The sequence below is a fragment of the Burkholderia sp. SIMBA_062 genome (genome assembly GCF_046534765.1).
Classification (GTDB): domain Bacteria; phylum Pseudomonadota; class Gammaproteobacteria; order Burkholderiales; family Burkholderiaceae; genus Burkholderia; species Burkholderia ambifaria.
This window is the reverse complement of the sequence record NZ_JAWRYD010000013.1, coordinates 22,219-47,051: the sequence shown is the minus strand read 5'-3', so window position 1 is coordinate 47,051 and position 24,833 is coordinate 22,219. Positions and strand designations below refer to the sequence as shown.

General features: G+C 65.3%; 19 protein-coding genes and 1 pseudogene. 12 read left to right on the top strand and 8 right to left on the bottom strand.

The genetic code is table 11. From position 1 onward, the window contains the following. Positions 1-62: 62 nt before the first annotated feature. The gene (gene glcC, locus SB786_RS16215) at positions 63-833 is read right to left on the bottom strand and encodes a transcriptional regulator GlcC (RefSeq protein WP_410728326.1); all 771 of its coding nucleotides are present in this window, start codon (positions 831-833) and stop codon (positions 63-65) included. A gap of 223 nt (positions 834-1,056) precedes the next feature. Here glcC and glcD point away from each other — a divergent pair, with 223 nt between their 5' ends. The 10 genes from glcD to SB786_RS16165 all read left to right on the top strand — a co-directional run bounded on the left by glcD (position 1,057) and on the right by SB786_RS16165 (position 12,257). Beyond that, on the top strand, positions 1,057-2,556 hold the full coding sequence (gene glcD / locus SB786_RS16210; protein ID WP_410728325.1) for a glycolate oxidase subunit GlcD: 1,500 nt from the start codon (positions 1,057-1,059) through the stop codon (positions 2,554-2,556). Beyond that, complete coding sequence (glcE, locus tag SB786_RS16205; protein ID WP_410728324.1) at positions 2,556-3,638, top strand: glycolate oxidase subunit GlcE; 1,083 nt, start codon at positions 2,556-2,558, stop codon at positions 3,636-3,638. The genes glcD and glcE overlap by 1 nt, the downstream gene beginning before the upstream one ends. 24 nt (positions 3,639-3,662) lie before the next feature. Beyond that, positions 3,663-4,883 (top strand): glycolate oxidase subunit GlcF, encoded by a 1,221-nt coding sequence (gene glcF / locus SB786_RS16200; protein WP_410728323.1) that lies wholly within the window; start codon positions 3,663-3,665, stop codon positions 4,881-4,883. A gap of 22 nt (positions 4,884-4,905) precedes the next feature. Beyond that, entirely contained in the window at positions 4,906-5,310 is a 405-nt protein-coding gene (locus SB786_RS16195; protein WP_410728322.1) for a GlcG/HbpS family heme-binding protein, read from the top strand. A 36-nt stretch (positions 5,311-5,346) separates the two neighbouring features. After that, entirely contained in the window at positions 5,347-7,521 is a 2,175-nt protein-coding gene (locus SB786_RS16190) for a malate synthase G (protein ID WP_410728321.1), read from the top strand. A 482-nt stretch (positions 7,522-8,003) separates the two neighbouring features. Continuing rightward, positions 8,004-9,566 carry a diguanylate cyclase gene (locus SB786_RS16185; RefSeq protein ID WP_410728320.1) on the top strand — a complete coding sequence of 521 codons (1,563 nt, stop codon included), beginning with the start codon at positions 8,004-8,006 and terminating at the stop codon, positions 9,564-9,566. Positions 9,567-9,696: 130 nt separating this feature from the next. Continuing rightward, complete coding sequence (locus tag SB786_RS16180) at positions 9,697-11,076, top strand: cache domain-containing protein (RefSeq protein ID WP_410728319.1); 1,380 nt, start codon at positions 9,697-9,699, stop codon at positions 11,074-11,076. Positions 11,077-11,107: 31 nt separating this feature from the next. Further along, a complete protein-coding gene (locus tag SB786_RS16175; protein ID WP_410728318.1) occupies positions 11,108-11,752 on the top strand; it encodes a response regulator in 645 nt (214 codons plus the stop codon). A 53-nt stretch (positions 11,753-11,805) separates the two neighbouring features. Next, positions 11,806-12,003: a hypothetical protein gene (locus tag SB786_RS16170; protein WP_410728317.1), complete on the top strand. Its 198-nt coding sequence runs from the start codon at positions 11,806-11,808 to the stop codon at positions 12,001-12,003. Continuing rightward, positions 12,003-12,257, top strand: coding sequence for a hypothetical protein (locus tag SB786_RS16165; protein ID WP_410728316.1), 255 nt, complete (start codon positions 12,003-12,005; stop codon positions 12,255-12,257). The genes SB786_RS16170 and SB786_RS16165 overlap by 1 nt, the downstream gene beginning before the upstream one ends. A gap of 113 nt (positions 12,258-12,370) precedes the next feature. Here SB786_RS16165 and SB786_RS16160 read toward each other — a convergent pair whose 3' ends face one another. Further along, positions 12,371-12,967, bottom strand: a complete 597-nt coding sequence (locus tag SB786_RS16160) for a phospholipid-binding protein MlaC (protein ID WP_410728315.1) — start codon at positions 12,965-12,967, stop codon at positions 12,371-12,373. Positions 12,968-13,295: 328 nt separating this feature from the next. Between SB786_RS16160 and SB786_RS16155 the strand changes: the two genes are divergently transcribed. Continuing rightward, entirely contained in the window at positions 13,296-15,929 is a 2,634-nt protein-coding gene (locus tag SB786_RS16155; RefSeq protein ID WP_410728314.1) for an MMPL family transporter, read from the top strand. Next, entirely contained in the window at positions 15,922-16,881 is a 960-nt protein-coding gene (locus SB786_RS16150; RefSeq protein ID WP_410728313.1) for a VacJ family lipoprotein, read from the top strand. The genes SB786_RS16155 and SB786_RS16150 overlap by 8 nt, the downstream gene beginning before the upstream one ends. 109 nt (positions 16,882-16,990) lie before the next feature. Here SB786_RS16150 and tssM read toward each other — a convergent pair whose 3' ends face one another. The 6 genes and pseudogenes from tssM to SB786_RS16120 form a co-directional block, all read right to left on the bottom strand. Next, positions 16,991-20,947 carry a type VI secretion system membrane subunit TssM gene (tssM, locus tag SB786_RS16145; RefSeq protein ID WP_410728312.1) on the bottom strand — a complete coding sequence of 1,319 codons (3,957 nt, stop codon included), beginning with the start codon at positions 20,945-20,947 and terminating at the stop codon, positions 16,991-16,993. A gap of 28 nt (positions 20,948-20,975) precedes the next feature. Then, on the bottom strand, positions 20,976-21,899 hold the full coding sequence (gene icmH, locus SB786_RS16140) for a type IVB secretion system protein IcmH/DotU (RefSeq protein ID WP_410728311.1): 924 nt from the start codon (positions 21,897-21,899) through the stop codon (positions 20,976-20,978). A gap of 48 nt (positions 21,900-21,947) precedes the next feature. Beyond that, positions 21,948-22,202 carry a PAAR domain-containing protein gene (locus tag SB786_RS16135; RefSeq protein ID WP_410728310.1) on the bottom strand — a complete coding sequence of 85 codons (255 nt, stop codon included), beginning with the start codon at positions 22,200-22,202 and terminating at the stop codon, positions 21,948-21,950. A gap of 278 nt (positions 22,203-22,480) precedes the next feature. Beyond that, entirely contained in the window at positions 22,481-23,767 is a 1,287-nt protein-coding gene (locus SB786_RS16130) for an RHS repeat domain-containing protein (RefSeq protein WP_410728309.1), read from the bottom strand. 73 nt (positions 23,768-23,840) lie between these two features. Further along, positions 23,841-24,128 (bottom strand): annotated as a pseudogene (locus SB786_RS16125) (hypothetical protein); the annotation flags it as partial. Between the two features lie 228 nt (positions 24,129-24,356). Next, positions 24,357-24,710 carry an Imm58 family immunity protein gene (locus SB786_RS16120; protein ID WP_410728308.1) on the bottom strand — a complete coding sequence of 118 codons (354 nt, stop codon included), beginning with the start codon at positions 24,708-24,710 and terminating at the stop codon, positions 24,357-24,359. Positions 24,711-24,833: the final 123 nt, after the last annotated feature.

The following is a 24,833-nucleotide window of genomic DNA, read 5'->3' as shown; positions in this document are numbered from 1 at the left end:
CATCGCCAGCCCGATTTGCTTGATACACGTCATGGCCGCAACGCCCGCTCCGCTCATCCGGCTCAGGTCCACCCTTCGAGCCGCAACGTCGACCGCACGAGCCGCTGCTCCTCCTCCTCGATCTCGCGCAGATAGTCGACGCATTGCCGAATATGCTCACTGGCGGCCTTGCGCGCCTGATCGGGCAGCCGTCCGGTCACCGCGTTATAAAGCCGCGCGTGCTGGCGGTCGATCTGCTTCTTCAGCGGCTCGCGGTGATAGAGGTTGTTCACCGATGCAAACACCGAACTGAGCAGCAGGTCGGTCAGCGACTGCAACGTATTCACAAGCACCGGATTGTGCGACGCCTCGCAGATAGCGAGATGAAACGCATGATCGAGCTTCGCGCGCGCCGCCGGATCGAGATCCCGTGCATCGGCCGCCGTCATTTCCTCGTAGCGGCGCTTGATCAGGATGAAGTCGGCCGGCGTACCGCGCAGCGCCGCGAGCCGCGCGGCTTCGGTCTCGAGCATCCCGCGTACCTCGAACAGGTCGTACAGCGTGCGCGGCTGTGAGCCGAGCAGATGCATCATCGGCGACACTTCGCGCTGCGGGGTCAGGCTCGCGACGAACGAACCCTTGCCGTGCGTCGTGTCGATGATCCCGCGCGCACGCAGCAGCTTCATCCCTTCGCGCACGGCCGTGCGCGACACGCCGAGCTTCTCGGTGAGCCGCCGCTCGGACGGCAGCGCCTGCCCGGCCTTCAGCACGCCGTCGACGATCAACTGCTCGATCCGCTCGGCGACGACGTCGGCGACACTGCGCGCCGGCGCTTGTCGAACTTGCCTTTCCATGCTGGTATGACCACTTCGGGAGAATATCGCCGATTTTCTCACAAACCCTTGTGTTGATTAGGTTTCCCGTCACCGCACACCCCACCCGCCAGGCCTGCTTCCAAAAACTGGTACGACCACGTTCGCGACGTCTGGACACGCACCGGCCTGCCGCCAAGAATGCCGTTCATCCGGCGCGCCGCGCATCCCGCGGCCGCCTGCATGGTGGAGACGGAGACACACGATGAGTTTCATCTACGACGAACGGATCGACGGCCCGCTGGCGACCGTCGACCGCGACACGCTCGTCGCCGCGCTCGGTGCGGCGGCGCCCGGCCTCGACGTGCTGCACGAGCGCGAGGCGCTGAAGCCGTTCGAATGCGACGGCCTCGCCGCGTACCGCACGGTGCCGCTCGCTGTCGTGCTGCCCGACACGGTCGAGCAGGTGCGCACGGTGCTGCGCGTCGCGGCCGCGCACGGCGTGCCGGTCGTCGCGCGCGGCGCGGGCACCGGTCTGTCGGGCGGCGCGATGCCGCTCGAAAAAGGCATCCTGCTCGTGATGGCGAAGTTCAACCGCATTCTCGAGATCGACGCCGATGCCGGCATCGCGCGCGTGCAGCCCGGCGTGCGCAACCTCGCGATCTCGCAGGCCGCCGCGCCCTACGACCTCTACTACGCGCCGGACCCGTCGTCGCAGATCGCATGCTCGATCGGCGGCAACGTCGCCGAAAACGCAGGCGGCGTGCACTGCCTGAAATACGGGCTGACGGTGCACAACATCCTGAAGGTCGAGATCCTGACGATCGACGGCGACTTGCTGACGCTCGGCGCCGACGCGCTCGACGCACCCGGCTTCGATCTGCTGGCGCTGTTCACCGGCTCCGAAGGCATGCTCGGCATCGTCACCGAAGTGACGGTGAAGCTGCTGCCGAAACCGCCGAGCGTGAAGGTGCTGATGGCGAGCTTCGACGACGTCGCCGAAGCCGGCGCGGCGGTCGCGCGGATCATCGGCGCGGGCGTGATCCCGGGCGGGCTCGAGATGATGGACAACCTCGCGATCCGCGCGGCCGAGGACTTCATCCACGCAGGCTACCCGGTCGATGCGCAGGCGATCCTGCTGTGCGAACTCGACGGCGCGGCGACCGATGTCGAAGAGGACGCCGAACGGGTCGCCGCGCTGCTACGCGACGCCGGCGCGTCGGAGATCCGCGTCGCACGCGACGAGGCCGAGCGGCAGCGCTTCTGGGCCGGCCGCAAGAACGCGTTTCCGGCGGTCGGCCGCATGTCGCCCGACTATTACTGCATGGACGGCACGATCCCGCGCCGCGAGCTGCCGCGCGTGCTCGAAGGGATCGCCGCGTTGTCCGCGCAATACGCGCTGCCGGTCGCGAACGTGTTCCACGCGGGCGACGGCAACATGCATCCGCTGATCCTGTTCGACGCGAACCGTCCCGGCGAACTCGACCGCGCGGAAGCGCTCGGCGGCAAGATCCTCGAGCTGTGCGTCGCGGTGGGCGGCAGCATCACCGGCGAACACGGCGTCGGCCGCGAGAAGATCAACCAGATGTGCGTGCAGTTCAACGCCGACGAAATCACGTTCTTCCACGCGGTGAAGGCCGCGTTCGATCCGCGCCGCCTGCTCAATCCCGGCAAGAACATCCCGACGCTGCACCGTTGCGCCGAATTCGGCGCGATGCACGTCCATCACGGCAAGCTGCCGTTTCCCGACCTGGAGCGCTTCTGATGCGACGCGAACGCGAACCCGAATCGATCGACGACAGCGCGGCGCTCGTCGCGCAGGTCGACGCCGCGATCCACGATCGCCAGCCGCTGCTCATCCGCGGCGCGGGCACGAAGTCCTTTCTCGGCCGCGCCGTCGAAGGCCGCACGCTCGACGTGCGCACGCACCGCGGCATCGTCGCGTACGACCCGACCGAACTCGTGATCACCGCGCGCGCGGGCACGCCGCTCGCCGAACTCGAGGCGATGCTCGACGCGGGCGGCCAGATGCTGCCGTGCGAGCCGCCCACGTTCGGCGGCGCGGCCACGGTCGGCGGCATGTTCTCGGCCGCGCTGTCGGGGCCGCGCCGCCCGTGGGCCGGCGCGGTGCGCGATTTCGTGCTCGGCTGCCGCGTGATCACCGGCCATGCGAAGCACTTGCGCTTCGGCGGCGAGGTGATGAAGAACGTCGCGGGCTACGACGTATCGCGACTGCTCGCGGGCAGCTTCGGCTGCCTCGGCGTCGTGACCGAGGTCTCGCTCAAGGTGCTGCCGAAGCCGCGCGCGAGCCGCGATCTCGCGCTGCCGCTCACTGCAGGCGACGCCGTGCGTCGCGTCGCCGGATGGCGTCGCGCGGGGCTGCCGCTCGCGGGCGCCTGCCATACGAACGGCGTGCTGCGCGTGCGGCTCGAGGGCGGCGAGGGCTCGGTGAAGGCGGCGCGCGACACGATCGGCGGCGAGAACATGGACGATCGCGCCGACGGCTTCTGGGCCCGGCTGCGCGACCTGTCGCTGCCGTTCTTCGACGATCCGCGCCCGCTGTGGCGCGTGTCGGTGCCGGCCGCCGCGCCGCTCGATGCGCTGCCCGGCGCGCTGCTGGTCGACTGGGGCGGCGCGCAGCGCTGGCTGAAGAGCGACGCCGCGCCGTCCGACGTGCAGCGGTTCGCCGCGCAGTGGGGCGGCCACGCGACCTGCTTCACCCCCGGCGCGACGCACGAGCCGTTCCAGCCGCTGCCGCCCGCGCTGCTGCGCGTGCACCGGCAGTTGAGGGCGCAACTCGATCCGCACGCGATCTTCAATCCCGGCCGCCTGTACGCGGACCTCTGACGCCCACCCGACTTCGAACCGCCGATGCAAACCAATCTCAGCGAAGCAAGCAAGGCCCTCGACCGGGCCGACGAAGCGGAAGCGATCCTGCGCGCCTGCGTGCATTGCGGCTTCTGCAACGCGACCTGCCCGACCTATCAGGTGCTCGGCAACGAGCTCGACGGGCCGCGCGGACGCATCTACCTGATCAAGCAAATGCTCGAAGGCGAGCCGTGCGGCGAGCGCACGCAGCAGCATCTCGACCGCTGCCTGACCTGCCGCAACTGCGAAACGACCTGCCCGTCCGGCGTGCGCTATCACACGCTGCTCGACATCGGCCGCGCGGAAGCCGAGAAGCGCGCGCGGCGTCCGGCGCGCGAGCGCCTGCTGCGCGCCGGCCTGCGTCACGTCGTGCCGCGGCCGGCGACGTTCGCCGCGCTGCTGAAGGCCGGCCGCGCGCTGCGCCCGCTGCTGCCCGGCACGCTGCAGGACAAGATCCCGGCCAGCGTGCCGGCGGCCGCGCCGCGCCCGCCGCTACGCCATGCACGACGCGTGCTGATGCTCGAAGGCTGCGTGCAGCCGTCGCTGTCGCCGAACACCAACGCGGCCGCGGCGCGCGTGCTCGACCGGCTCGGCATCAGCGTGACGCCGGCCCGCGAAGCCGGCTGCTGCGGCGCGACCGAATATCACCTGAACGCGCAGGAGGCCGGGCGCGCACGCGCACGCCGCAACATCGATGCGTGGTGGCCCGCGATCGAAGCCGGCGCGGAAGCGATCGTCCTGACGGCGAGCGGCTGCGGCGCGTTCGTGAAGGAATACGGCGACCTGCTGCGCTCCGACCCCGACTATGCGGACAAGGCGCGGCGCGTGAGCGCACTCGCGCGCGACCTCGCCGAAGTGATCGCGGCCGAGCCGCTCGACGCGCTGGCCGACGCGACACCGCGCCGCGTCGCTGTGCACTGCCCGTGCACGCTGCAGCACGCGCAGCGGCTCGGCGGCGCGGTGGAAAACATCCTCAGGCGGCTCGGCTTCGATCTGACGAATGTCGCCGACGGCCACCTGTGCTGCGGGTCGGCCGGCACCTATTCGCTGACGCAGCCCGAACTCGCGACCCGACTGCGCGACAACAAGCTCGACGCGCTCGAAGCCGTACGGCCGGACCTGATTGTCACGGCCAACATCGGCTGCCAGACTCACCTGAACGGCGCGGGCCGTACGTCCGTGCGCCACTGGATCGAGCTCGTCGACAACCGATTGGTCAACTGACCGCTGATTCCGGAGGACTTCCATGCAAACGAAACCCGAACTCGAACTCGCCGACGTCGAGCGCATGCTCGCCGCCGCCCGCGCGGAAGCGGAGCACCACGGCTGGGCCGTGTCGATCGCCATCGTCGACGACGGCGGCCACCTGCTCGCGTTCGCGCGTCTCGACGGCGCATCGCCGGCCAGCAGCCATATCGCGCAGGACAAGGCGCGCGCGGCGGCGCTCGGCCGTCGTGAGACGAAGGCGTATGAGGATATGATCAACGGTGGCCGCACCGCGTTTCTGAGCGTGCCGCTGACGGGATTGCTCGAAGGCGGCGTGCCGGTCACGGTGGACGGCCGCATTGCGGGCGCGATCGGTGTGTCTGGCGTAAAGTCCGAACAGGACGCCCAGATCGCCCGCGCCGGCACACAAAGCGTCGCGGCCTGATCCGCGCGCGTTTTTCATTCCCCGGGAGGAATCACGATGATCGACCAAGCAGGACTGCAAGTCGCGCCAGCGCTGAGCCAGTTCATTGAAAACGAAGCACTGCCGGGCACCGGTATCGACAAGGCCGCGTTCTGGAGCGGTTTCTCGGCCCTGATGCACGACCTCGCGCCGCGCAACCGCGAACTGCTCGCGGAACGCGACCGCCTCCAGCACGAACTCGACACGTGGCATCGCGCGCATCCCGGCCCGGTGCGCGACCATGCCGCGTTTCGCGCGTTCCTCGAACAAATCGGCTACCTCGTGCCGGTCCCGTCGAACGTCGCGGCAGCCACCGCGAACGTCGACAGCGAGATCGCGACGCAGGCCGGCCCGCAGCTCGTCGTGCCGCTGTCGAACGCGCGCTATGCGCTGAACGCCGCGAACGCACGCTGGGGCAGCCTGTACGACGCGCTGTACGGCACCGATGCGCTGCCCGAGGATGGCGGCGCCGAACGCACGTCGGCCTACAACCCGACACGCGGCCAGCGCGTGATCGACTACGCGCGCAACGTGCTCGACAAAGCAGCGCCGCTCGCGAGCGGCTCGCACCGCGACGCGCTGCGCTATCGCGTGGAGGACGGCCAGCTCGCCGTCGAGACCGGCCAGGGCGTCGTGCACCTCGCGCAGCCGGCGCAATTCGTCGGCTACCAGGGCGCGGCGGGCGCGCCGTCGGCGATCCTGCTGAAAAACAACGGCCTGCACATCGAGATCCAGATCGACGCGTCGACCCCCATCGGTCGCGCCGATCTCGCGAACGTGAAGGACGTCGTGCTCGAAGCCGCGGTCAGCACGATCATCGATTGCGAGGATTCGGTCGCGGCGGTCGACGCCGACGACAAGGTCCAGCTCTACCGCAACTGGCTCGGCCTGATGCAGGGCACGCTGGTCGAGGAAGTCGCGAAGGGCGGCAAGACCATCACGCGCCGCCTGAACGCCGATCGCGAATACTCGACGCCGGCCGGCGGCACGCTGTCGCTGCACGGCCGCTCGCTGCTGTTCGTGCGCAACGTCGGCCACCTGATGACCAACGGCGCGGTGCTCGACCGCGACGGCAACGAGATTCCGGAAGGGATTCTCGACGGCGTCGTCACGACGCTGTGCGCGCTGCACGACCTGAAGGCCAAGCGCAATTCGCGCACGGGCTCGATCTACATCGTGAAGCCGAAGATGCACGGCCCGGTCGAAGTCGCGTTCGCCGACACGCTGTTCGCGCGCATCGAGGATCTGTACGGCCTGCCGCGCAACACGCTCAAGATGGGCATCATGGACGAGGAGCGCCGCACCAGCGTGAACCTCGCCGCGTGTATCGCGGCCGCCGCCGCGCGCGTCGCGTTCATCAACACCGGCTTCCTCGACCGCACCGGCGACGAGATGCACACCGCGATGGAAGCGGGCCCGATGATCCGCAAGGGCGAGATGAAGTCGTCGGCGTGGATCACCGCATACGAGCGCAACAACGTGCTCGCGGGCCTGTCGGCCGGCTTGCGCGGCCGCGCGCAGATCGGCAAGGGCATGTGGGCAATGCCGGACCTGATGCACGCGATGCTCGAGCAGAAGATCGCGCATCCGCGCGCCGGCGCGAACACCGCGTGGGTGCCGTCGCCGACCGCCGCGACGCTGCACGCGCTGCACTACCACCTCGTCGACGTGCAGGCCGTCCAGGAGGAGCTGGAGAAGACGCCATACGCGAGCGAACGCGACGCGTTGCTCGAAGGGCTGCTGACCGTGCCGGTCGTCGAGCGCGCCGCCTGGAGCGAAAGCGAGATCCTGAGCGAGGTCGAGAACAACGCGCAGGGCATCCTCGGCTACGTCGTGCGCTGGGTCGAACAGGGCGTCGGCTGCTCGAAGGTGCCCGACATCCACGACGTCGGCCTGATGGAAGACCGCGCGACGCTGCGCATCTCGAGCCAGCACATCGCGAACTGGCTGCGCCACGGCGTGATCACCGAGGCATTCGTGCTCGACGTGTTCAAGCGGATGGCGCGCGTCGTCGATCAGCAGAACGCGGGCGACCCGAACTACCGCCCGATGGCGCCCGGCTATGACCAGTCGACCGCGTTCAAGGCCGCGTGCGCGCTGGCGCTGCAGGGCACGTCGCAGCCGAGCGGTTATACCGAGCCGCTGCTGCATCGGTTCCGGCTCGCGTTCAAGGCGCAACAGCACGGCGCCTGAGCGTTCGCATGCGGGGTTTCCCGCATGCGGTTTCACGAAACCGGCGGCCACCTCGGCCGCCCGTTTTCATCTACGGATTCACGCGGACGCTGAAAACGGATAATCCGTTCGTATCGCCTGGCTTCGGCGCAGCGCCTTGCGCTGCAACGCTTGCGCGCGCTATCGGCAAGCTTCGGCCACCGCGATAATTTGATTCGGATCAACGGCCCGGAACATTTTCAGCGCCCGCGAATGCGCGCGTTATACTCGGACCATTACGCACCGCGCGATTCGTCGGATCGTCGAATCACTACAGATCCTTGCCCGTGCGAAGGTAATTCGGCGGCTATCCCGCTGCAATTACTGACGATCGCGCCCGCTTTTCCTGTCGGTCGGGCGCAATGCGTATCGGGGGCCGCGTACCGGATCGCCGCCGGCCAATCCATACGAACAATCGCATCGGCCCGCCGCTCGGCGGCGATGCCCCCCTCGATCCACGGACCATGGCAGAAACCGACTACGCAATGCCCAGCGAATCCGGCCTGACGGGCCGTGTCGCCGCTCATCTGCGCCGGCTCCTGCTGCCGCACCTGATCTTCTATTCGGGGCTGCTGCTCGGTCTGCTCCTGCTGCTGCTGTGCGCAATCGTGCTGTACGAGGCACGCATCGACGCGCGCGACCGTGCACGCATCACGCAGCAGAACATCGCGTTGATGGCGTCGTGGGACATCGAGCGCAACATCGAGTTCTTTGCGCTGTCGCTGCAGGCAGTCGTCGAAGGCGAGAACGATCCGGCGGTCGTCGCGCTGCCGATGCGGCTGCGCCGCCAGGTGCTGTTCGATCGCGCGACCACGGCCAAGTACCTTGGCGGCATCTACGTGCTCGACGCGAACGGCGACATTGCGGTCGACGGCAAGAGCGACGTGCCGCGCAAGGCGAATTTCGGCAACGAACGGTATTTCACCGTGCATCGCGACCATCCGGACGTCGGCCTGTACGTCAGCGATCCGTATCATTCGCGGCTGCGCGGCGGCTCGCCGAGCATCGCGCTCAGCCGGCGCATCACGCGGCCCGACGGGTCGTTCGGCGGCGTCGCCGTGATATCGATCCGGCTCGAATATTTCCAGAACCTGTTCTCGCGCCTGGCGCTCGGCGATCGCGGGTCGATGGCGCTGATCAATACGTCCGGCCTGATGCTCGCGCGCCAGCCGTACGAACCGGCGATCGTCGGCCGCAACATCAGCAAGGCCAGCACGTTCCGGCACTTCATGACCGCCAGCGAAGGCAGCTTCGCCGATACCGCATCGATCGACGGCGTGCGGCGCCTGTACGTGTTCCGGCACCTCGAGAACCTGCCGCTGATCATCATGGTCGCGCGCTCGGAAGCCGACACCTACGCCGCGTGGTACGACCGCGCGATCCCGATCGGCTCGGCGATGGCCGTGCTCGCGCTCGGCTTCGTCGGCCTGTCGCTGCTGCTCGACGTGCAGTTGCGCAAGCGTCACCGCGCGGAAACCGAACTGCAGGCGCTCGCGCGCACCGACGGCCTCACCGGCCTCGACAACCGCCGGATGCTTGACGTCACGCTTGCACGCGAATGGCGCCGCGCGGCGCGTTCGCAGCACGCGCTGTCGCTGCTGTTCGTCGACGTCGACCACTTCAAGCGCTACAACGACACGCAGGGCCACCAGGCCGGCGACGACGCGCTCGCCGCGGTCGGCCGCTGCATCGCCGGCTGCCTGCGCCGGCCGGCCGACTATGCGGCCCGTTACGGCGGCGAGGAGTTCGTCGTCGTGCTGCCCAACGTCGACACGAACGGCGCCGTGACGATCGCCGAAGCGATCCGCACCGGCATCCTCGATCTCGGCATCCGGCACGACACGGGCGTGTCCGGCCGCCTGACCGCGAGCATCGGCGTGACGACCTGCTATCCGGAACGCGACGACAGCATCCAGGCCGCGCTGAAGCTCGCCGACGACGCGCTGTACCGCGCGAAGGCATGCGGGCGCAACCAGGTCGTCGTGCAAACGTCCTCGTGTGTCGAACGCATGCCGCGGCGCGCCTGACTCCGGCGTCGGCCGTGCGGCCCTGCGGCCGTCCACACCGCCGCCTGCGGGAAAAATCGCCGACAATGTCGGCTCGCCGTGCCGGCGCGCGACCCACGCGCCCGCCGGCCCGCGTCCGCTTCGCACCACCATGAGACTCAAGGCAAAGATTTTCCTTCTGGCCATCGTGCCGTTCCTGCTCGCGATCGCCGGCATCGGCTTCGGCGTGCGCCAGCAGGCGACGTCGCTCGCGCGCACGCAGCACGCGACGATCCAGGCCGCCTACCTGTCGAGCAAGGAAGTCGAGCTGAAGCATTACGTCGAGCTCGCGACGAGCGCGATCATGCCGCTGTACGACGCGAGCGGCCGTAATGCGCGCGACGACGGGCTGCTGCGCACGCAGGCGCTCGCGATGCTGCAGAAGATGGATTTCGGCCCCGACGGCTATTTCTTCGTGTACGACCTGCACGGCAATTCGCTGATGCATCCGCGCGAGCCCGAGCGCGTCGGCCACAACTTCTGGTCGATGCGCGACCCGCAGGGCGCGCTGACGATCCAGCAGCTGATCGGCGCCGCGTCGCACGGCGGCGGCTACGTGCGCTACGCGTGGCAGCGGCCGTCGACCGGCAAGGTCGCGCCGAAGCTCGGCTACGTCGTCGCGCTCGAACGCTGGGGCTGGATGGTCGGCACCGGCATCTATCTCGACGACGTCGACACCGCGCTGCAACGCATCGACGCGCGCGCGTCCGCGAACATCGAGCGCACGATGAGCTGGCTCACTGCGATCGCGCTGAGCGGCGCGGCGGTGATCGCCGTCTGCGCGCTGGTGCTGAACGTCAGCGAATCGCGCAGCGCCGATGCGAAGCTCAAGCAGCTCGCGCAGCGCGTCGTCGAATCGCAGGAGCAGGAGCGCGAGCGGCTGTCGCGCGAGCTGCATGACGGGATCAGCCAGATGATGGTGTCAGCGAAGCTGATGCTCGAGTCCGCGCTCGCGCGATTCGAGCGCGGCGCGACGCGCATGCCCGAAGCCGAGCAGGCGCTCGCGTCCGGTGTCGGACGGCTCGGCGACACGCTGCGCGAAGTGCGGCGCATCTCGCATGCGCTGCGCCCGGCGATGCTCGACGATCTCGGCCTCGCGGCCGCGCTCGAGCAGCTCGTGCGCGAGCTCGGCGCGGAGAGCGGCATCGACATCGGCTATACGCAGGTCGCGCACAGCGGCGCGCGGCCGTTGCCCGCGCCGGTCAATACAGCGCTGTTCCGGATCGCGCAAGAAGCGCTCAGCAACATCGTGCATCATGCGCAGGCGTCGCGCGCGGCCGTCACGCTCGACGTCGGCACGCACGCCGTCACGCTGACCATCGCCGACAACGGCTGCGGGTTCGACGCCGAGCGCACCCAGACCGATGCGCGCCGCGGCATCGGGCTGCGCAACATGCGCGAGCGCCTCGACGCGCTCGGCGGCACGCTGACGATCACGTCGCAGGTCGGCCACACCGTCGTGGCCGCGCGCGTGCCGCTGCGCGCCGCCTGACCAGCACCACCATAACCGGAGACCTTTGCCCATGAGCGCCCCCTGCACCGCCCGGCCCGCCGCCCGACTGCTGCTCGTCGACGACCACCCGCTGGTGCGCGACGGCCTGCGGATGCGGCTCGAGGCGGCCGAGCTGTCGGTGGTCGGCGAAGCCGGCAACGCCGACGAGGCGCTCGCGCTCGCCGCGTCGCTCGAGCCCGATCTCGCGCTGATGGACGTCGGCATGAACGGGATGAACGGCATCACGCTCGCCGGCGTGTTCCACGAGCGCTTTCCGGGGATTCGCGTGCTGATGCTGTCGATGCACGACAACATCGAATACGTGACGCAGGCCGTGCGCGCCGGCGCGAGCGGCTACCTGCTGAAGGATTCGCCGGCGAGCGAGATCGTCCGCGCGATCGGCGCGGTGCTGGCCGGGCAGACGTTCTTCAGCGAAGGGCTCGCCGCGCGGATGATCCAGGCGAGCGCGACCGCGTCGCCGCTCGACCGGTTGACGCCGCGCGAACGCGACATCCTCGACGCGCTGGCCGAGGGGCTGTCGAGCAAGCAGATCGCGCAGCAGACGGGGCTGTCGGTCCGCACGGTGGAGACCCATCGGCTGAATCTGAAGCGCAAGCTCGAGATCGAAGGGCAGGCGGAGCTGATCAAGTTCGCGGTCGAGCATCGGCGGCGGTGAGCGGATTGCCGGCCGGTCTTTTACATTCAGGTCCTTTGACAGGAAGGTTCGACGTGACGAACCAATTCCGGTGTCAGGCCGTCGCGTCTTACGCGATGCAATCTGGCCCGCTCGGACGCAGCGAAGGCTGCATCACCGTGAAGGATGCGCAAGACTTCGAACGGTTATCGGCGTACCTGCGGGCACAGGGTGCAACGTTGCCGATTCCCGGGAGCAACGTCAAGGCATACGGAATCCTTGAGGTGCAGTAATGACGCTCGCACGCTATGGCCTCAACATCTTGGCCACCCTCATTCTCGGCACGCTGCTCGCACGCTGGTTCGTCCACCTCCCGATCGAGACGCCCATTCCCGCGGCAATCGAAGCGGCGATGGCATTGTTCGGGGTCGACACCATTGCGCATGCCGACGACGTCGAAGGGATCGGTCTCTTGCTCGTCCTGGCCGTCTGTGTCGTCGTGGCCGGCTTGGTTGTTTGGGGCATCAACCGGGTAGTTCGGCGCTAGGGAAACGTCGAGGCCAACGGACACCGCTCAATGTGCAAACGCCCCGGCCGCATTCGCGACCGGGGCGTCATGGTTTCAGCGTCGCATTTCAATCGCGGCTCGCGCCGCGGCCGTCAGTTCGTCCGCGAGTTGTGTTTCTGCAGATACGCGATCAGGCCGTCGATGCCGCCCATTGCAAGCTGGCTCTTGAACTGCCCCTGGTAGACCTGGATCAGCCACGCGCCCGACATGTCGATGTCGTAGATCTTCCAGTCGCTGCCGACCTTGCCGAGGCGGTAGCCGACCGACTGGCTGTCGCCCGGCGTCGTGACCGTCGACTGCACCAGCGCATCGGCACCCGACGCGCCGCCGGCCTTGAACGAGAACTTCGCGTCCTGGCTGCCGAGCTGCGCGAGCGACGCGGCATAGGTGCGCGTCATCAGCACCCTGAACTGCTTGTAGAGTTCCTGCTGCTGTTGCGGCGTCGCCTGCTTCCAGGCATCGCCGATCGCGATGCGGGTCGTGCGCTCGAAGTTCGTCACCGGCAGGAAGCGCTGCTCGACGACTTGCGTGATTTTCGCCATGTCGCCGCCGCGTGCAGCCGGATCGGCCTTCATCGCGTTGACGGTGCCTTCGACCGCATTGCGGACGACGTCGACCGGCGCGCTCTGCGCGAAAGCGGAAACCGACACGGCGGCCGCCGCGACGAAAGCAAACAGATGACGTTTCATACGGATATCGCACTCGAAGAAAAAAACGGGCCGGCGGATTGCGTCGATTGCATCGGCCGGTGGGTCGAAGTATAGCGGCCCGGACGCCCGCCTGCCGCGCGGTGACCGACTGTTACCTTTGAGCCCCTTTTGTCACAGGACGCCGCCGCGGCACGCTCCGGGCCGATTATGTAAATATCCGCTTACCAATGGTCCGATCATTCGCGCCGATTCCTTCGCCGCGCAGCAAATATCCTTCCCGCCCCTTCATGCTGCAACGTTGCGACCGCCGTCACGCGGCGCCGGTATACTCCTTGTTTTGCCCTTGCCAGCCCCTTCCCACCGCCACATGGTGACATCTCTCATCGTCCGACTCGTCGCATGGTCGGTACGCCGCCCCGTCTGGGTCGTCGTGCTGTCGCTCGTCATTGCCGTCTTCAGCGGCGTCTATGTCGCGCAGCACTTCAAGATCAACACGGACATCAGCAAACTGGTCGACGCGGAACCGCAGTGGGCCGCGCTCGGCAAGGCCGTCGACAAGGCCTTCCCGCAACGCAACGGCACGATCCTCGCGGTGGTCGAGGCGCCGGCCCCGGAATTCGCGACCGCCGCCGCGCACGCGCTCACCGAAGCGCTGCAGAAGCAGGCCGACGCCGGCCGGATCGGCCAGGTCGCCGAACCCGGCGGCGGCCCGTTCTTCGAGCACAACGGGCTGCTGTTCCTGTCGCCGCAGGAAGTGTCGGACACCACATCGCAGCTCGCGAGCGCGCGTCCGCTCGTCAACGAACTCGCGAAGAACCCGAGCCTCACCGGGCTCGCGACCACGCTGTCCACCACGCTCGGCCAGCCGCTCCTCACCGGCCAGGTGAAGCTGCCCGCGATGGCGAAGCTGCTTGCGCGCAGCGCCGCGACGGTCGACGACGTGCTGGCCGGCAAGCCGGCCGCGTTCTCGTGGCGCGGGCTGGTCGACAGCGATGCCGCGCGCCAGCCCGCCCGCGCGTTCGTCACCGTGCAGCCGGTCGTGAACTACGGCGCGCTGAAGGCCGGTGCGGAAACGACCCAGGTGATCCGCGACACCGCGCAAGCGCTCGGGCTCGAGCAACGCTACGGCGCGGTCGTGCGCCTGACCGGCGAACAGCCGCTCGCCGACGACGAATTCGCTTCGGTGGAAGACGGCGCCGCGCTCAACGGCGCGCTCACGCTGCTCGCCGTGCTCGTGATCCTGTGGCTCGCGCTGCGCTCGAAGCGGATGATCGCCTCGGTGCTCGTCACGCTGTTCGTCGGCCTCGTCGTGACGGCCGCGCTCGGCCTCGCGATGGTCGGTTCGCTGAACATGATCTCGGTCGCGTTCATGGTGCTGTTCGTCGGCCTCGGCGTCGACTTCTCGATCCAGTACGGCGTGAAGTACCGCGAGGAGCGCTTCCGCGATCAACGCATCGATCACGCGCTGGTCGGCGCCGCGCATTCGATGGGCATGCCGCTCGCGCTCGCCACCGCGGCGGTCGCGGCGAGCTTCTTCTCGTTCATCCCCACCGCCTATCGCGGCGTATCCGAGCTCGGCCTGATCGCGGGCGTCGGGATGTTCGTCGCGCTGCTGACCACGCTCACGCTGCTGCCCGCGCTGCTGCGCCTGTTCGCGCCGCCGGGCGAATCGAAGACGCCGGGCTTCCCGTGGCTCGCACCGGTCGACGACTTCCTCGATCGCCATCGCAAGCCGATCCTGATCGGCACGCTCGCGGTCGTGATCGGCGCGCTGCCGCTGCTCGCGTTCCTGCACTTCGACTTCAACCCGCTGCACCTGAAGGATCCGCACAGCGAATCGATGGCGACGCTGCTCGCGCTGAAGGATTCACCCGAAGCGGCCGTCAACGACGTCACGCTGCTCGCGCCGTCGCTCGCCGAGGCCGACGCGGCCGCCAAGCGCCTCGACGCGCTGCCGGAAGTCGGCCGCACGACGACGCTCACGACCTTCGTCCCGGCCGACCAGCCGGCCAAGCGCGCGGCGATCGCCGCGGCCGCCAGCGAGCTGCTGCCCGCGCTGACGCAGCCGGCCGCGCCGAACGCGACCGACGCGCAACGCGTCACCGCGCTCAAGCGCGTGTCCGACCTGCTGGGCTACGCGGCGGAAGATCACCCGGGCCCGGGCGCGGCCGCCGCCCAGCATCTGTCGGCATCGCTCGCGAAGCTCGCCGCCGCCGACAGCGCGACGCGCGACCGTGCCGAACACGCGTTCTCCGACACGCTGCGCATCGCGCTGAACCAGCTCGCGACGCTGCTGCAGCCGCAGGACGTCACGCGCGAATCGCTGCCGCCACCGATCGTGCGCGACTGGGTCGCGCCGGACGGCCATGCGCTCGTGCAAATTTCGCCGAAGGTGCCAAAGGGCGTCGACCCGAACGACGACACCATGCTGCGCCGCTTCGCGAAGGCGGTGAAGGCCGCGGAGCCGGGCGCGACCGGCGGTCCGATCTCGATCCTGCATTCGGCCGACACGATCATCAACGCGTTCCTGCACGCGGCGCTGTGGTCGATCATCTCGATCACGATCCTGCTGTGGATCACGCTGCGCCGCTTCGGCGACGTGCTGCGCACGCTGGTGCCGCTGCTCGTGTCGGGCCTCGTGACGCTCGAGATGTGCGTCTTGCTCGGCATGTCGCTGAACTTCGCGAACATCATCGCGCTGCCGCTGATGCTCGGCGTCGGCGTCGCGTTCAAGGTGTACTTCGTGATGGCGTGGCGCGCGGGGCAAACGGGCCTGCTGCACTCGAGCCTCACGCACGCGGTGCTGTTCAGCGCCGCGACGACGGCAACCGCCTTCGGCAGCCTATGGCTGTCGCATCATCCGGGCACGTCGAGCATGGGCAAGCTGCTCGCGCTGGCGTTGACCTGCACCCTGATCGGCGCCGTGGTGTTTCAGCCCGTCCTGATGGGCAAACCGCGCGTCAAACGCGCCCAGAACCAATCGCAAGGAAATAATGAATAAGGTGCGAATCATTGCGGCGACCGTCGCTGCCAGCGCGTTGCTGAGCGGCTGCGCGACGGGCCCGACCCGCAACCCCAACGACCCGCTCGAGCCGATGAACCGGGCGATGTACAAGTTCAACGACACGGTCGACACGAACATCGCCCAGCCGATCGCGAAGGGCTACCAGAAAGTCACGCCGACACCGATGCGCACCGCGATCAGCAACTTCTTCTCGAACCTCGGCGATCTCGGCAACATGGCGAACAACCTGCTGCAGTTGCGCATCACCGATGCGACGCAGGATCTGATGCGCGTGGCGATGAACTCGCTGTTCGGCGTGGCCGGCCTCATCGACATCGCGACGCCGGCCGGGCTGCCGAAGCATCACCAGGATTTCGGGCTGACGATGGCGCGCTGGGGCATGCCGTCCGGCCCGTACCTCGTGCTGCCCGTGTTCGGGCCGAGCACGATCCGCGACGGCGTCGGCCGCGCGGTGGACGTCCGCTTCAACCTGCTCAACTACATCGAGCCGGCCGCGCGCAATCCGATGTACATCGCGCAGTTCATCAGCGCGCGTTCGGATCTGCTCGGTGCGACCGACCTGCTGAAGCAGGCGGCGCTCGATCCGTACTCGTTCGTCCGCGACGCGTATCTGCAGCAGCGCAAGTCGCTGACGTATCGCGGCCAGTCGGCGTCGGCCGCGCCGCCGAACTACACCGAGCCGGGCGAGTCGGGCGCGGTGCCGGCGGCCGCGCCGGCTATGCCAGGCTTGCCGAACTACGAGGATCCGGGCGAGGCGGGCGGCGCATCGGGCACGACGCCGAACAACGCGCCGGCCGCGCCGGGGTTGCCGCAGTACGACGATCCGGGTGCCGACGGCGCGACGCCCGCAAGCGCGCCTGCCGCCAACGGCGCACCGATCGCACCAGCGATGCCGACCGTGCCCACGAGCAGTCCGGCCGCGCAGTAACGGCCGCGGCCTCACATTTGAAGTGCAACAGTCTCGCCCTCCTGGAACGCACCAACAACTTCAACCTGAAGAACGTATGCGAATCAATTCTTGACTGTTCACTTCTCGCTCAAAATCCACTCTCGCGAACTACCGGTAATGTGCCCGGCGGTAGCCCCACCGGCGGGCCGCTATCCGGTAGATTGAACATAGGCATCGTACCGGGACACCGGAACGTATTCAGCACATCGCTTGTCAGCGGGTTCGCGACACTTCCCGCGCTCGCGATGTCGAGTGCCGCTTCACGACCGTCAAAACTGAACGCGACTCGCGTGCGGCCCGGTGTGGCCGCTTGTACCACGTGACCTTTCCGGAGCAACCGCATCAGCGCCCACGGTCCGTCCGCTGCGATCGTCGACGTGTCCGGCCGGATGCGCGGATTCGCCGTGATCTCCGCGCGGACGCCGCCGCGCGGCCCTGGCCACGTGACCGTGAGTGGTACGACCGGGCCGTGCTGGTAGAGCATCGTCTGTCCATCGATATCGAGCGACAAGCCCATGATAGTCGGGTCGAGCTCGGGAATCCGGATGTTGATCTTCCACGTCATCCGCTTGTGACCTGCATCGTTGAAGAAAATGTCGCGAATCGCCTTCGCTTGCTCGAACGGCGCCAGGTCGGGACCTTGCATGGGTTCCGTCGCGCCGGGCAGCGTCCGGTAGCGCCATGGCTTCGCGGACGTGTCGACGAACGGAGCAAGCGTTTTCGTGAAGAAGCCATCGATCACGCCGCCCTGCGCAAACATCCGAGTGAAATCGTCAATGCCGACATCGCGCTTGCTATCGGGCGAGAACGGGTAATTTCCTTCGATCGCCATTCGACAGGCGTCGCCGACCACCGCCTGCATCTGATGCGAGAGTAGCTGGCCGATACCCTGATTCACGCCACGTGAACCGTCGACAGCGAGTTGATGCAACACCGTCCGAAACGGTGAAGGCATCGTGTCGGCCATCATCTTGAGCTTCGCAGCATTCTCGCTTTCCGGCGGCATGCTGTTATTCAACAGCGCATTATCGGAAATCGTGAGCGTTTTGTAGTAGTCGTTCAATAGACCGGCGATCCCGTCCAGTCCCGTTCTGCCCACCAGAGTCCCAGCCAACTGCACATCCGGTCGTGCATCGGCATGGCCCGTCACCACCTCACGCAACGCCGCGAAATGACTATCGACCAATTCGCGTTCAACCTGCTCCGATGCAGAAGGCCCCAGTATCTTCTCGGCTTTCCGGTTGACAGCGTCAGCCGCCTTTTCAAGGAGGGAGCCCTCCGATTTCGTCATCGGCTGCGTCAGCGTCGTTTCGTTTGCCGCCGCACGCGCAAGACGGGTCAGTGGCGAATCGGGCGCAGCGAAAGTCCGTAGTACCTTCAAGTTGAAGGCAAGACTCGTTCCGCTCACGACACGAATGTCGTCAAGAAACGCATCCCATTGTCGAGCATACTCCGTCAGGTACTGACGCCTGATCGCCATCGACAACGCATCCCCATCTCGGCTCGATACGTTCAACGCGCCAGACGGATTTTTCGCTGTATCGCTCGGCGTCCGGCGCCCCATTACCCAGGCATCATCGTCGCTTGCCGCCTGAAGGAACTCCGGCAAGCGTTTGCTGAACACCGCCCGATAACCCTCCAGCGTAAAGAGTCCTGGCACGCCGCTGGATAACGGCGCCCCGCTGGCTCGCGTAAACACCACGCCTGCGTGTGGCCCAACCACGCGCAACAGCGAAAACTCGTCGGGCGCGTCTTTCAGCATCGCCGCCTTCGCGCGCTGGTAAAGACGATCGGTCGGATTGCTGCCATCGAGATATGCACGCGCCTGCTGGATCAGTCCTTCGCTACGGATCGATGGCGACTGCACGACATGTCCTTCGGAAAACAATCGCTGTACGTGACCGATCATCGCTGCGCGCCCGCCGAACATCGCCGCACTGTCGTGCCGCGCCCAATCGTCCAGCACCCACATCTTGACGTCGTTCGCGTTGAACCGTGCCCTGTCGTAGAGCATCATGTACACGCGCAACGCATCGTAAGCGGCCTTGGCATCACCGCTCGCCGCAGCACTCGCGATCACGTCCTCAAGCCGATGAACAATCCGCGGCAATACGACCTGCGCAGACAAGACCTCATACGCATGGCGGCTGTCAGTCTCGATCATATCCAGGCGATCTATTCCGAAACGAAACGCGACATTGGCATCGGTGGCGAGATGCGTTGCGTCGCGCAACAATTCGTTTGCACTACCGAGCACGATGGGCACGCGTTCGGGATGAGTGGAAAGATCGCTTCGTACAAGCACCGCGGCCAGTGTGCGGACCTTTTGTCCCAGCGCAGCAAGGGATGCCCGTTCCGTAACGAAGCCATTCCAGAGATTCGCGCACAACCCCACGCCAATCAGCCACACGAGCGAGTGCCCCAGCCACCGCTGCAGTCGTGCACGATGCTCCCCATTCCGGTTCGGACGCGCGAGGTTGCTTTCCCGAAACACGACACCGGACAACAGATCGCGCAGGAAGTAACTGGTGTCGCCACGCTCCTGTCGCGGGGTATTCCATTGCGCGCCGGATGCACCAATCATGCGTTGCAACAGCGTTTGACGATCCGCGACGACCTGCCGGCCGGTCTGGCCCGCGCTCGTCAGGTAAACGCCGCGGAACATCACGTGCGGCGCCGTCGGCTCGCCGTTGCCGGCCACGCCATCGAACACCCGTTCGATCAGGTCGGCCAGCGGGTTCACGAGAGCCGCAAACGCCTCCGGCAACATCGCAAGACGGCAACGACGATCCACATCGGTTTCGTTGCGAAGCAGACCGCTTACGCCATCGGCAAGACGCGTTGCCAGCAGGTTCAGTTCCGTCCTGACCGCGGCCTCCGTCCGCCCCGCCGGGTCGGGCGGCATTGTCACTCCCCATATCTGCGCACGCCGAGGCTCCCCGAGCGATGCGAAATAGTCGGTGAAGCCCGGGAGTCGGTCCATTTTCGTAACGATCAGCCAGACGGGAAATCCGGTTCCGAACTCGGCTTGCATCTCCTCGAGACGTGCCCGCAATACACGGCTCTCGGTCGCGCGTACGTTAAGGTCCGGATGCGTCAACGCGGCGACATTGATCGTCAATAGCACGCCATTCAAAGGCAGGCGGGGCCGGAGACGGCGAAGCAGCCGAAGAAATCCCCTCCATTCCGCGGCGTCAGCGTGCTCGCGAGCGGTGCTCATATCGGTCGGCAAATTGTCCGGCTTCCCGCCATTCGGCGTATCCGGCGGCTCCATCGTCAGCGGGTAGCGCGATGTCCCGTGCTGTACGTAATGACCCGCCGTATCAATCAGCACCGCCTCATTGGTCAACCGCCAACCCGGCAGCGCCCGGGCGTCGTCAGGCGCGAGCGGACGCTGTAGTTGCGCGTCGAGCGGAAATGCCAGGCCCGCGTTAAGCAGCGCCGTGGTCTTGCCGGAACCCTTCGAGCCAAGCACGACATACCACGGCAGATCGTAGAGATATGCTTGCCCCTGAAACAGCCGGGCAAGCTTCCGGACGCCCCCGCGCCCGGTCTTCAACTGCGCGATTGCCGCACGGGCGATGTCCTCTATCGCCGTCAGACGCGATGCGGCCACCGGCCGAACACCACGCTTGCCGAGCCGAAGCCAACGTCTGAGCTGATTCGGATGCCGGCGCATGCGTCGCCACCACTGCACCATCATGCAGGCGGCGTAAACGAGCACTACGCCGGCAATTGCCAGAATGCGCCCCATCGTGGACGCAAACAGCGGCCTGCCAGCCAACGTCACGAGTGGAAAGGCATGCCAGATCGCGAGACAGATCAGCGCGACGATCACGATGCTCGTCGACCAGTCGATCAGCCACAGGATCCATGCGGAAAAAACCAGGGCGATCAAAGTCAGGCGAATACCGATCGGCGCGAGCGGTTTCAGGCCACCGAAACTCACCAGCGGGCCCGCAAACCAGACCACGACAGCAGCAACGATCACCGTCACGACTGCCCATAGGTGACGCGAACGTAGAAACGAGAGAATTTTCTTCATATATGCGGTGAATGGCGCCCAACCCGCACTACCGTGCCGGACTGACGCCCTGCGGGTCGATCGTGCTGCCTGTCGCTACGCGCACAATGTTGGCGAACTGTCGCTGCACGTCGTCCGCTTGCGCGCCCGACTCGATACGGCAAAAGGCATACAGTGCGACGAGCGCCACTGACAGCACGGCCACCGACATCCACACCGGAATTTCGAAATAGCATGGCTGCCGAATCGTTGCGGTAGATTGCGCGTGAGGTGAAAGCGCGTCTGGAACAGTTGGCAAATTCACGGCGATTGCGTTGTAAATGCGTTCGCGCAAGCGGTCGTGTACGCCGAAGGTCTTCCCGTGTGGATACCGCCCTTCAAACCCCAGGCTGAAAATCCTGTAGATCACTTCGAGCAACGGCCAGTGGTCGGCGTCGTCTTTCAACAGGCGCAGCGACAGCGCGTAGATTTTCGAGCCGCCCCGGTTGTCTTCGCCAATCCGTTGGGTCAGCGCGCCGGCGGCCCATGCGGCACTCCTCGTCGTATCGCCTCGCGCTGCGAGTACTCGCATAGCAACTTCGTCCAGCGCTGTACATAGGCAATATCGTGCGCCGATCATGTGTTCACTGCGGACGTTAGCCCGCACACATAGGCGCTCGAACATGCGAACCTCGTCCATCAGCAGGTCGCGCAAGCATTCATCATGACCGATGCCGATTAGCTCCGGCATATCTACAAACGCTCGAAGCAGCACCCTGCTTGCCTCCAGCAAGGCGTTCCGGTGGCCAAGTACCGCAGCCAGTCTCGTCTGTTCGTCTTCGGGCGGCGAAAGCGGTCCCAATGGACGACTACGGCGCGAGTTGGGTCGCTGTCCTGTCTTCTCGCCGGAGAGGAAGGTGCCGTTCGGTCGTCGCGGTGGTGCGAGCGCGCGTCGAGCCGACACGATCTTGGGCGTGCTAACGGACTGGGTCATGCTGGGATGGATTCAAGAATCGAGTCATCGGGCTCACTGTAAATGAAGTCAAACCGTCGGGCCGCCGTCGGACACCACCAAAGTCGCACCGCAACTCGTGCCGCTGCCATGATGAGAAACTTGACGACCGTTGATCGTGCCGAAACCGCCGGTGGTAATGACACCCGGGCCATGCAACGGGCATGACACGGAATCGCCTACGCATGCCGCAGGGCGTCCGTTGATCGCGACGCCCGCACTGGCTGACGTGACTTCGCCGCCGTGGGTGGTCGATGTGCCGAGGGTTGCGACGAATGTTGGCATTCAAAAACCCCTTCAGAGAACTACATCAATGTAGTCAACACGCTTCCAATCAAATATTTAGCTTGTTGCATACCATGGACCGGACTCTTGATGAGAATACGAAAATCACCCCTCCCGCCCAAACCTCTCAGCTACCAGTCTTATAACCAGCGCATACAAAACATAAACCCCCACAAAATAAGCCGCACTCAACATAGACTTCAACCACCAATACGGAATAACGCCCAAAAAAACCAACACACAATAAATATTCACCTTGCTAAATTTTTTATCAAATCTCAATCGACCACCTCATTGCAATCATCTGACGCAGGACATCCCGCAGCACCCTTCATAACGGCCTTCCCACCTTGGATTGCCCCTTGAAGTTTCACTTGACTCATAATTTCCGACTTATGTGAATCAATTCGATTACTAAGCTTCGAAATTTTTGATGCACTACGCGCGGTCTTGAGTTGCCCAGAGAGTGCACGCGCCGCCTTCGCCGACTTAATAGCCTTCTCTGCAGAAACACCCACCCCCGGCAAAATCGCAGAAAATGCACCAGAAATTGCCATATCAGCCACGTCCAGGCATTTCCAATTCATTTTCCCCGTAAAAACCTTCTGTTTTGCAAGTTGAATACCCGCATCAACGGCAGCCCCACCGAGTGCTCTGCCGACAAAAAGTGCCACCGGTATCAGAAATGCAAATGCTCCGCTCGGGTCGATTCTATTAACAGGGTCTCTATCAGCATAAGAGTAGTGATTCGATCCACCCAGCAACCCAATTGGATCTTGGTTAACGTAACGCCCAATTTCGGCATCGTAGTATCGCAACCGGTTATAGTGCAGCCCCGATTCCCGATCGTAATACTGCCCCGGGAATCGTATCGGATTGTCAACGTCATGCGCCAATCGCCGGTTTGTCAGCCCATACGCAGTCAAATCCGCCGCCCACACCACCTCGCGCTGTTCGTCGTACAGTTCCTGCGGCGTCCCCAGGTGATCCGTCACGTAGTGCCATGCCTGCCCGTCGGCCAGCCGCGTCAACGGCCCTTCATGATCCGGATGGGGCACGTACGTCACAGTCCGGTCCTCATGCGACGTGCGCCCGGTCCGTACCTCCTGCATCATCCAGTCGCCGTCCCACATGAACAGCGTCGTCTGCCGTGCGCCGCCTACCGGCGTGTGATGCTTCGCCACCCGCCGCCCGAGCGCGTCATATTCGTACTCGGACCTCGCACCGTCCGCGTGTTCGATCGCGACGAGTTGATGGCTGCCGTCGTACCGATACCGCGTTACATCCGGCGCTTCTGTCGGCTCTTCATACTTCGGCGTGCCCGTCAGCACTTCCATCACGCGCAGCAGGTTGTCCGCCCCCCGCTGGCTACGCTGCTCCGCCGCCGTCAATTCCGGCTGCGGGGGCAACGGCACCGTCCGCGCGATGCGGTTGCCGTGTCCGTCGTACGTAAAATCCACCGGGCGATCCGGCCTGGCCTGCGGCGCAAACCGGAGCAAGCGATCCCCGCTCGCCTTCCACGCCTGTATGCCGTTCAGGCTGGGCACCGCAACCAACAGACTCAAGGGATACCGGTCGACCGAACTTTGCCAGCAGGGATAGCCAGCGCCCCAAAGAAGGCAATTGGAGTTTGCATATTCAAAACTTCTCTCGAAGCAATCTCGCGGCCTCGTAAGCCAAATCGGGATTGTGATACTTCCATTCAATTCGGCTCATCTCAACGAGAAAATCTATGATGGCATTGCGTTGATCTTTTGAGTACAGCTTCAATATCTCGCTGAGCCATTCGTTCGCTCCACCAGTTGCCATTCGATGCAGCTTATACACGAGAGAGTCAGGTATGTTGTCCGCGTATGCGTAATCACAGATCGCTATCCTCATGAACAACGGAAGAAAGAACGAAAAAGCTTCTGGCTCCATAAAAGTGAGGCATGCGGATTCATCGCATTCCTAGTCCTCTCTCAACTCCTTCGCAGATATATCGAAACGTCTCTTTCCTCGAAAAAAATCATCGACGGCACGCGACTCAATCCCCGATCTGTTAGTGATCGGCCTGTTCATTTGAAAAGAATCGTTCGGGAACAGTGAAAAATCAAAATTCATTTCAATAATCACTCGCACTTTTCAACATTTGCCCATGCTTCAAGCGCTTCATTACGGTGATTGGCGTCCCCACCCGCGAAGCCGGGCACCGATACTTTTTAATCGCCCTTTCTCTATATGGAACGGAATCTCATCGAGCCAGATGACATCACCATCCTTCTTGACAATGACTTGCCCCGTTGCCCCTACCGGAAATGTTGCCTGAAGCCGTCTCAACACTTCAGCTTCAGGCAAATCTCGCCACTCCCGCTCCAATACATGTTCTAACTTGCGCATAGCATCGCTCGCAGCGTCAGCGCTTTGTATCGAATAAGCCAAGGATATACTTCTGTCGATCCAGAGGTAGGTCAAAGCCAAACACATAGCTGTGAGAGTCAATACAATTGACGCCGCAACCTTTTTCATGGCAACCTCCCCGCGTCAAGAGCCCGACGTGAAAACGTGCGACACTGATTCGAGTTCCATGGCTTCCAACTATACTTCTCCCGGTTCTTGTCGTTGGCGATGCTCTGGGCATACGCCACGACT